The sequence below is a fragment of the Hydrocoleum sp. CS-953 genome, assembly GCF_002260545.1.
Lineage (GTDB): Bacteria > Cyanobacteriota > Cyanobacteriia > Cyanobacteriales > Microcoleaceae > Trichodesmium.
On sequence record NZ_LGSU01001272.1, the window covers coordinates 1 to 9,064 of the forward strand.

The 9,064-nt window shown below is 38.2% G+C and carries 5 protein-coding genes and 5 pseudogenes; 5 read left to right on the plus strand and 5 right to left on the minus strand.

All coding sequences use genetic code 11. The features are described 5' to 3' along the window. Nucleotides 1–151: 151 nt before the first annotated feature. The 3 pseudogenes from AFK68_RS22360 to AFK68_RS22370 form a co-directional block, all read right to left on the minus strand. Nucleotides 152–1,019 (minus strand): annotated as a pseudogene (locus tag AFK68_RS22360) (Photosystem II reaction center protein); the annotation flags it as partial. A gap of 1 nt (nucleotide 1,020) precedes the next feature. After that, nucleotides 1,021–1,719: pseudogene (locus AFK68_RS22365) on the minus strand (Photosystem II reaction center protein); the annotation flags it as partial. A gap of 4 nt (nucleotides 1,720–1,723) precedes the next feature. After that, nucleotides 1,724–1,887 (minus strand): annotated as a pseudogene (locus AFK68_RS22370) (photosystem II protein D2); the annotation flags it as partial. A 1,022-nt stretch (nucleotides 1,888–2,909) separates the two neighbouring features. Between AFK68_RS22370 and AFK68_RS46100 the strand changes: the two are divergent. The 4 genes and pseudogenes from AFK68_RS46100 to AFK68_RS22395 all read left to right on the plus strand — a co-directional run. After that, nucleotides 2,910–3,089 (plus strand): annotated as a pseudogene (locus AFK68_RS46100) (photosystem I assembly protein Ycf4); the annotation flags it as partial. A 204-nt stretch (nucleotides 3,090–3,293) separates the two neighbouring features. After that, nucleotides 3,294–3,676: pseudogene (locus tag AFK68_RS22385) on the plus strand (photosystem I assembly protein Ycf4); the annotation flags it as partial. Nucleotides 3,677–4,175: 499 nt separating this feature from the next. Beyond that, complete coding sequence (locus tag AFK68_RS22390; protein WP_094675212.1) at nucleotides 4,176–4,928, plus strand: peptidylprolyl isomerase; 753 nt, start codon at nucleotides 4,176–4,178, stop codon at nucleotides 4,926–4,928. A 92-nt stretch (nucleotides 4,929–5,020) separates the two neighbouring features. Beyond that, on the plus strand, nucleotides 5,021–6,169 hold the full coding sequence (locus tag AFK68_RS22395) for a beta-ketoacyl-ACP synthase (protein WP_094675214.1): 1,149 nt from the start codon (nucleotides 5,021–5,023) through the stop codon (nucleotides 6,167–6,169). A 498-nt stretch (nucleotides 6,170–6,667) separates the two neighbouring features. Here the strand turns inward: AFK68_RS22395 and AFK68_RS22400 are convergent, their stop codons facing one another. Beyond that, nucleotides 6,668–7,207, minus strand: a complete 540-nt coding sequence (locus AFK68_RS22400; protein WP_210407563.1) for a hypothetical protein — start codon at nucleotides 7,205–7,207, stop codon at nucleotides 6,668–6,670. Nucleotides 7,208–7,585: 378 nt separating this feature from the next. Between AFK68_RS22400 and AFK68_RS22405 the strand changes: the two genes are divergently transcribed. Next, a complete protein-coding gene (locus AFK68_RS22405; protein ID WP_094675216.1) occupies nucleotides 7,586–8,149 on the plus strand; it encodes a Uma2 family endonuclease in 564 nt (187 codons plus the stop codon). Nucleotides 8,150–8,554: 405 nt separating this feature from the next. On the opposite strand, the gene AFK68_RS22410 is transcribed toward AFK68_RS22405, so the two are convergent. Further along, complete coding sequence (locus AFK68_RS22410) at nucleotides 8,555–9,022, minus strand: hypothetical protein (protein ID WP_094675218.1); 468 nt, start codon at nucleotides 9,020–9,022, stop codon at nucleotides 8,555–8,557. Between the last annotated feature and the right edge of the window lie 42 nt (nucleotides 9,023–9,064).

Genomic DNA, 9,064 nt, shown 5'->3' on the forward strand with positions numbered 1-9,064 from the left:
TACTATTCCCTATTCCCTATTCCCTATTCCCTATTCCCTATTCCCTATTCCCTAGCGCGTAGCGCTATATAAAAAATAAAAACCTCACCCAAATTAGGCGAGGTTTTTAAACAATTTTAGCAATAAACGAGCTAAATACAGTGACTAAATATTAGTCAAGGTTAGGCATAGATAGCACTGGCTCAGTTTGACGGTCGAGACCCTTCTCAAAACCACCCTCAGCAGCACGAGCGCGACCCGCGTGCCATAAGTGACCAATTAAGAAGAAGAAACCAAGAATAAAGTGAGCAGCAGCTAACCAAGCACGAGGGTTAACATAGTTGAAGCCGTTAATATCAGTAATGATACCACCTACAGAGTTGATGGAACCATTAGGAGCATGAGTCATGTACTCAGCAGCACGACGAACTTGCCAAGGCTGAATATCATTCTTAAGTTTGTTCAAGTCTAGACCGTTAGGACCACGAAGAGGCTCTAACCAAGGACCACGGAAGTCCCAGAAACGCATTGTTTCACCACCGAAGATGATTTCACCAGTAGGAGAGCGCATCAGGTACTTACCAAGACCAGTAGGACCTTGAGCAGAACCAATATTAGCACCTAATTTTTGGTCACGAACTAAGAATACAAAAGACTGAGCCTGAGAAGCTTCAGCGTTAGTTGGGCCGTAAAATTCGCTAGGATAAGCAGTGTTGTTAAACCACACATAAACGGAAGCAATTAAACCCATCAAAGACAGAGCGCCCAAACTGTAGGAAAGATAAGCTTCTCCAGACCAGATGAAAGCACGACGTGCCCAACCAAAAGGCTTAGTCAAAATATGCCAAATACCACCAAAGATACAAATTAGGCCGATCCAGATATGACCACCAATAATATCTTCCATGTTGTTAACACCGATGATCCAGCCTTCACCACCAAAAGGTGCCTTTGTCAAATAACCAAAGATAACAGCAGGATTAAGAGTAGGGTTAGTGATTACCCGTACATCACCGCCACCTGGTGCCCATGTATCATATNAGTCAAAATATGCCAAATACCACCAAAGATACAAATTAGGCCGATCCAGATATGACCACCAATAATATCTTCCATGTTGTTAACACCGATGATCCAGCCTTCACCACCAAAAGGTGCCTTTGTCAAATAACCAAAGATAACAGCAGGATTAAGAGTAGGGTTAGTGATTACCCGTACATCACCGCCACCTGGTGCCCATGTATCATATACACCACCAAAGAACATGGCTTTGAAAACTAACAATAATGCACCACAACCTAATAGGATTAAGTGGTAGCCAATGATGTTAGTCATCTGGTTCTTATCTTTCCAGTCATATCCGAAGAAAGAAGAGTATTCTTCGAGAGTGTCTGGACCACGGACAGCGTGATAAATACCGCCTAAACCAAGAACAGCAGATGAAATTAAGTGTAAAACACCTACTACAAAGAATGGAAAAATGTCAGTTACTTCACCACCAGGACCCACACCCCAGCCTATAGTAGCGACGTGGGGCATTAGAATTAAGCCTTGCTCATACATTGGCTTTTCTGGTACATAGTGAGCAACTTCAAACAAAGTCATTGCTCCAGCCCAGAATACAATTAGACCTGCGTGAGCAACGTGAGCGCCCAGCAGTTTACCGGATAGATTAATTAGACGGGCGTTTCCAGACCACCAGGCAAAACCGGTGGATTCTATATCACGGCCTCCCATCATAGAATCAGAGAGTGTCGTTACCACTTAGTAGAACCTCCTCAGGGAATATAAAGTTTTTGATGTGGCTGATTTTTAGGAGCCATCCAAGCTCTAATGGATAGCCTTGTTCAGCAAAATGTTTTTGGTATAAAATGTCTCAAACTCTGGGTCTTCTGTTGACCGTAAATCCTAGGATAGGAAGTCATCCGCCCCTAGCTTTTAGCTTTAGAGTTCCTGACACTAAATTTTATATCCTGCTTCATAAAACTGATATAAAACGTCCCAATTAGTGACATTTTAATCTTTACTTTCTGCTTCTACGGCCACTGTCAGCAGCACGACCTCCACAGACATTCACGGTCAAGCCCACCGCATATCTCAAATTGATACTTGACTTGTATCTCATACGCTGTTTATAGATATATCACATTCTGGGCTATCAAAGGTGATGATACTTAATAGCATATCCATTACATGACCCCAACTAGAATAAGTACCTAGCAGATGGAAAAAATCTATCAGCTTCATTACTTTGAATAACTATCGCATAATAAAGCTTGATGACGTAATGTCAACTCAGTCAATTCTCTTGCTTTGATGAAAAAAATGGTTTTATTAAGCAAGTTAACATAAGTATATATATATTTAATAAATTTTGCAATTATCGTCTATCCCTAGTACCTTAAATTTGTTTGAACTTTACTTTAGATTTTAGACACTCATTATATGAGTATATGAGTATATGAGTATATGAGTCGAAAAAATTTTAAAATTTAGAATTGAAGAAGGAGTAAGGAGACAGAAATTCTGGAGACAGAATAGATGTTCGTGGGGATTCCAAACCCCAACCAATTCTGGACACCATGGGTGACGGTGGGGATTTATACCCCTATAAGGCTTCGGTGCCAGGAGCTAGCTCCCCGTATCTATAGCACCCAAAAAATTCTACTGACTCNAGTCGAAAAAATTTTAAAATTTAGAATTGAAGAAGGAGTAAGGAGACAGAAATTCTGGAGACAGAATAGATGTTCGTGGGGATTCCAAACCCCAACCAATTCTGGACACCATGGGTGACGGTGGGGATTTATACCCTATAAGGCTTCGGTGCCAGGAGCTAGCTCCCCGTATCTATAGCACCCAAAAAATTCTACTGACTCCTGACTCCTGACTCCTGACTTCCAGCCGAAGGCTGTTAATAACATAGAGGATTTATGACTACTCAAGCTTCAATAGGCAATGGCCTACTGCATCAAGAAATTATTGGGTCTCGTCGTCTAAGTAATTACTTCTGGGCCATAATTGTCAGTATGGGAGGTATTGGTTTCCTCTTATCTGGGATCTCTAGCTATCTGAAAGTTAACCTATTACTTGTTGCCGACCCTAGCCAACTTAACTTCTTACCCCAAGGAATAGCTATGGGATTTTATGGCCTTATTGGTACACTCTATGGCATTTTTTTGTGGTTAACTATTTTTTGGGACATTGGCGGTGGCTACAATGAATTTAACCAAGACAAGGGCCAGATTATGATTTTTCGCTGGGGATTTCCTGGTAAAAACCGTAAAGTAGAATTTAATTGTACTACGGAAAATGTNACTTCTTACCCCAAGGAATAGCTATGGGATTTTATGGCCTTATTGGTACACTCTATGGCATTTTTTTGTGGTTAACTATTTTTTGGGACATTGGCGGTGGCTACAATGAATTTAACCAAGACAAGGGCCAGATTATGATTTTTCGCTGGGGATTTCCTGGTAAAAACCGTAAAGTAGAATTTAATTGTACTACGGAAAATGTCCAATCGATTAAAGTAGATATTAAAGAAGGTCTCAATCCTCGTAGAGCTATATATCTCCGCCTCAAAGATAGTAGGCAAATACCTCTTACCCGTGTAGGTCAGCCATTGGCCTTGTCTCAATTGGAAAATGAGGCTGCTCAACTCGCAAAGTTTCTCCAAGTTCCTTTGGAAGGGTTATAGAACCCCTGAAAGGATCTATTTAAAATTATAGATTGAGAGTAGGGGAGTAGGGGTAGGGACGTTTCGCTATGCGACATGAAACGCATTTTTGTTATGCAACGTCTGTACGGGAGTCTGGAGAGATGGTGGGGAGATGGGGTGTATTAGATATCTCCCACTCATCCAATCATCAAATCAATTATTACCCATTTTTTATCAATTACTTCTCCACCAGGACCTATTTTCTGGAGATACGGTTAGGGCTTATATAAAAGAAGTCAGAAGTTAAATTCGTAGCACGAACTAAATTTGAGAGGCGTAAGAATGTCCTAATTGCTATAGCAATCCTAAATGATTCGTGAAAAAAAAANAAAAAAAAACTGTAGGGGTTTGGTTTATAAATCCAATTTTTGCTCTGGTTTGGAGACCAAACCCCTACGATAAAATGTTACAAACTATTTAGGATTGCTATATATTCAGATTTTAGATTCAAAAAACCAAGATTGAATTTTTAGTGAAAATGCAAATAAAAATCAGCCAATGGTTGTTGTCACTAATTATAGTTGCAACTTTTTTAATTACAGGATGTACTGCCAACTCGGTTTCTAATACGGATGTTTCTACCCCAATTCCATCAAGTCAAACACAATTAGCTGCTAACTATAGTGACTTACCTAGACTCAATGGTAAAGCAACGGTCGTAATGACTATTAATAGTTCTCCTGTAACAATAGAAGTAGATGGCATGAATGCACCTCTTACAGCAGGTAATTTTGTGGATCTAGTTCAAAAAGGGGTTTATGATGGTTTGGCTTTTCACCGGGTAGTGCGTGAACCTCAACCTTTTGTGGTTCAAGGAGGCGATCCTCAAAGTAAAGATATCAATTTTCCAGAGAGTAGGTTAGGTACAGGAGGTTTTATCGATCCAAAAACTGGTAGGGAACGTTATATTCCTCTAGAAATTAAACCTCAAAAAGCTACTGAACCAATTTACAGCCAAACTTTTGAAAGCGCTCGTATTCAACAGCAACCTATTTTATCTCATACAAGAGGTGCTGTGGCAATGGCACGCTCTCAGCCTCCTGACTCTGCTTCATCCCAATTTTATTTTGCTTTAACTGACCTTCCTTTCCTAAATGGTAACTATGCAGTATTTGGGTATGTAACACAAGGGATGAAAGAAGTTGTTGATAAAATTGAAGGTGGCGATCGCATTGAGTCTGCTAAAGTGGTTGAGGGTTTGGAAAATTTAACCATACCCACAGGAAGTTAAAAGTTAAAAGTCAAAAGTAAGATTTTATAGACTCAAAACTTTTTGCTGCGCAACATGAAAGGTGCTACAGTAATTTTTGGTATAACTTAACTGTGAAAGTTGTAGTTACAGGTATAGGTATCACTTCTGCTTTAGGAAACCTCAATCAAAGTTGGCAAAAACTACTTGAGGGTAAGTCTGCTGTTGGGTTAAATCAACCTTTTGCAGAATTACCTCCCCTTCCCTTGGCTTTGATTAATTCTCAACCTGTTGATTTAACTAGCTTAACTAAGCAAGTTGTGGAAACTGCTGTCAAATCTTCTGGTTTGACACTTCCACTACCTGAATGTGGTGTGGTTATAGGTTCTAGTCGTGGCTATCAAGGAATGCTAGAAAAGTTGGCAAAAAAGCAACTTATTCAAGATTCTCAGCAAGATAATCTGGAACAAGATGATGGCTCGTTTATTAATCTGTTGCCTCATCAACCTGCTATTTTCACCGCGAGTCAGATAGGTACAACTGGCCCTGTGCTAGCTCCAATGGCTGCTTGTGCAACGGGGATATGGGCGATCGCTCGTGCTGTAGAGTTAATTGAAACTGGTCAATGTCAACAGGTTATTGCGGGTGCTGTGGAATCTCCTATTACACCTCTTACTATAGCAGGATTTAGAAAAATGGGGGCTTTGGCTCAAACAGGTGCTTATCCTTTTGACCGCAGTCGGGAAGGATTGGTTTTGGGGGAAGGAGCAGCTATTTTGGTATTGGAGTCGGCTGAGTTTGCACGGCAAAGATCGGCTAAAATTTATGGTCAAATTCGGGGTTGTGGTTTGACAAATGATGCAAGTTATGGTAATGCACCAGATTTGAGTGGCAAAAGTGCATTGTCAGCGATCGCTCAATGTTTAAAAAGAAGTGGTTTAGCTGCTGAAGATATTGATTATGTTCATGCTCATGGAACGGCAACTCAATTAAACGATCGCCACGAAGCTAATTTAATTCAGCACATTTTTCCTCAGAGAGTAGCAGTTAGTTCGACAAAGGGAGCGACTGGTCATACATTGGGAGCATCTGGAGCGTTGGGGGTAGCATTTTGTTTAATGGCGATAGAAAATCAGGTTTTACCTCCCTGTGTGGGATTCAATGATGCAGAATTTGATTTAGATTTGGTTAGGTATGGTCGTGAGTCTCAGGTGGAAAATGTTTTATGTTTGAGTTTTGGGTTTGGGGGACAAAATGCTGCGTTAGTTTTAAGTAAGGTTTAGCGATCGCTCTAGGAATTTGTGGTCTATCCTAGCAATTATAACGAATTGCACCTCCAATAGAAAACTCTGAGTTAGTATTAGCAACTGAAGTAGTAGGATAAAGTTTGATAGTTAAAATTAATACTAACTTTATTTCTAGTTATGGTAAGAGCAATCGTCAGTTAAGGTGCGTTACGTTACCTAACGCACCCTACTGGACCGACACAGCTAAAATGGTGCAAAGGGTAGGGGCGGGTTTTAACTAGAATTTTCATGCTTACTCTAAGATTTATATAAACCCGCCCTAATGCACCAGAAAGCAAAGCACCATCTTTAGTGAATGGTCAAAAGACACACCTTTCATTAATTGATAATTGATAATGGATAATTACCTCTGGTTAAAACAAATGCGGGAATTGAAGATCAGGAAATATGATTTCTTTTTTTCCCTTTAAAAGGGGAGGCTTTAAACCATAATTATTTAATAATTAATAATTAATAATTAATAATTAGGTAAAGTCAATCTTGCTCAGGCTTAGAATTGAGGCAAAAGGTAAGTTCAACAAGCTGTTGATAAACTGATTCATGGGTATATTCATCATCGGGATGAGGTGGCTGCCCCGGACGCTGAAAATAAGGTCGCTCATTATTGATTTCTCCCCACAGCATATCGACTTGACGTACTAACTCATAAAGGATTGGGGGATTATCTAAAATGGATTTCAATAATCCCAATAAAGCTTGCAATGGTGCATCTAAATGTTTACTAATTCGGGCTGTATCTTCCTCAACCCACCTATATAGAACTGCTTGTAAAATTCCTGAGACATCCTGCAAATTCTGGCTAATTAAAGTATTAATTTCAGTCTTCACCTGCACCACTTTAGGAACTGGAGATTCCCCTTTCATAAAAGCACCACCTTCTTGACCAATAACATCAGCTAGGGTAAACTCCCGACCTCTCAACATAATATCGCGTAGTATTTCTTCCTCTTCTAGTTGATGCGGAGGTTTTCCTTCTGGCTGAGATTGTTCGGAGTTGGACGAGTTTGAAATCATTGCTCGTTTATTTTATTTTAAAGACTAATTCTAAATTCAGATATTTTAATGGATTATTAGTAGTAACGGAACCAAATTGTAAGTTTTCTTATTAATATTTAAAATAAATCAACAATATTGATATTTTTTTTATTACTTAGGACTTACGCAAAGACCGTATATATAAAGTTCAAAAACTATAACGATATAGTTTTTTCCGCTATATGTAGTAGCTCTGTGTAAGTCCTGTTACTGTAAGTACAGGTTTTGAAAATTATAGCAGTTTTCACTTCTGTTTGAATTAGTATAAGTTGTTGTTTAATGCTTGGATAGTACACAAGGAGTTGATAATTTTTGTACAATAAATTCATATAATTAATTATTCTCAAAGAGTTGATAATGTCTGTAGAATTATTGCGACGACTATTTACTGTAGACGAGTATTATAAAATGCTGGAGGCAGGAGTATTTACTGAAAATGAACGAGTAGAACTAATCAGAGGAGAAATTATAAATATGTCCCCTATGGGTATTCGTCACTCAGCTTGTGTGAAACGTCTTGCCGAACTTTTCATTTTGCGTTTAGCAAAAACTGTTACTGTGGGAATTCAAGATCCTGTAAGATTGAATAATACTTCTGAACCACAACCAGATGTAAGTTTGCTGCAACGACGACCAGATTTTTATGAGACTCAACAACCTCAACCGGAAGATGTATTTCTTCTCATAGAAGTGTCCGATACAACAATTAAATATGATCGAGAAGTAAAAATTTCTTTATATGCTGAGAATAATATTTTTGAGGTTTGGTTAGTGAATTTGACTGAAGAATGTCTGGAAGTTTACCGACAACCTACTGCGAATGGTTATGAGACTGTGCAGACTTTTCAAAGGGGTGAAACTGTGACAATTCAAGCTTTGCCTAATGTAACTTTTACTGTTGATGAAATCTTGGGATATTGATAGAAATTTTTAACATTAATTACTCAATAGTATATAAATTGCTTCTATTTTGTAACCATGATTTCAAATCAAATCCTGTAGTTTGATTTATATAATTAAAGGTGTTATTTCCTGACATTACTTGCCAACCTGCCATAGAGCAAGTCTTGATAGNAAACAAGGGAAAAAAACTAGCCGAAAAATAGTATATAAATTGCTTCTATTTTGTAACCATGATTTCAAATCAAATCCTGTAGTTTGATTTATATAATTAAAGGTGTTATTTCCTGACATTACTTGCCAACCTGCCATAGAGCAAGTCTTGATAGCTTGAGGCAAATTATCATTTCTTAGTATTAGCAAAACAGGATTATATCCTAGAGTATTTAGTCTAACTGCATACTGCCTGAATTTCTTGATAGTTCCTCAATCTCCTGAACCAATTCTATATTTTGTATCAATTGCATCTAACCCAACTACAAAGTCACATAATTCATCATTACCATCTCTGATAGCTTCATTAAAATTATCACAAGTTTGCCTACAAATTTCTTTGACTATTCGTTCCCAACACATTCCTAATTCTCTTCCCCAATATTGTTTATTTCTCGCTTTAATTTCTTGATTTAATCCAAAGACAAGCATCAAATCATCTGCTATTGTTGTACCAGCTCCAGCAAAAGGTTCTAAAATTTTGAAAGGTAAAGAGGCATATTTTTGCAGAAACCAGCGGGGTATTTCTGGTATTGATTTTGCTGGTTGAAACCCTAAATTATAAATTTTCATTGGTGTACTTCTCTGTAGTGAAATTAAAGTACCTTTTTTTAAATCTTCAGGTATATCCCCATCTATGTGTAAATATAAATTTTGCTTTTGTTCGAGTTTATTTATCATAAAAAATTTAGGTAATAGAAAGTAGGAAGCAAACAACTAAGG

Bases quoted from the DNA above. Each gene is read 5' to 3' on its own strand.
- AFK68_RS22410 (WP_094675218.1), bottom strand. From the start codon at position 9,022: ATGATAAATAAACTCGAACAAAAGCAAAATTTATATTTACACATAGAT.
- AFK68_RS22390 (WP_094675212.1), top strand. From the start codon at position 4,176: ATGCAAATAAAAATCAGCCAATGGTTGTTGTCACTAATTATAGTTGCA.
- AFK68_RS22405 (WP_094675216.1), top strand. From the start codon at position 7,586: ATGTCTGTAGAATTATTGCGACGACTATTTACTGTAGACGAGTATTAT.
- AFK68_RS22400 (WP_210407563.1), bottom strand. From the start codon at position 7,207: ATGATTTCAAACTCGTCCAACTCCGAACAATCTCAGCCAGAAGGAAAA.